A 285-nucleotide genomic window follows, 5' to 3' on the forward strand; every position below is an offset into this window, starting at 1 on the left:
GATCAATATCGATTCTGCTTATTGAGATAAGGATTTTTTATGACTTACTGCGCCGCTATTCGTCTAAAAGACGCGATGGTTTTTGCGAGTGACACCCGTACCAACGCTGGCATTGACCATATCTCGACGTTTAGAAAACTCTACCAATACGGCGTTGAAGGCGAACGTTTTATGGTGCTACAGACCGCTGGCAGCCTTGCTACCTCACAAGCGGTCTTTAATAAGTTAAAAACCGATATCAACCTGCGTTCTGAGAGCAGCTTACATACCGTCGCGACACTGTTT

1 pseudogene is annotated in these 285 nt (G+C 45.3%); it reads left to right on the forward strand.

From position 1 onward, the window contains the following. Nucleotides 1-39: 39 nt before the first annotated feature. Nucleotides 40-285 (forward strand): annotated as a pseudogene (locus AAEZ03_RS26875) (peptidase); the annotation flags it as partial.

Source organism: Pseudomonas sp. HY2-MNA-CIBAN-0224, assembly GCF_040310285.1.
GTDB classification, from domain to species: Bacteria; Pseudomonadota; Gammaproteobacteria; order Pseudomonadales; family Pseudomonadaceae; genus Aquipseudomonas; species Aquipseudomonas helleri.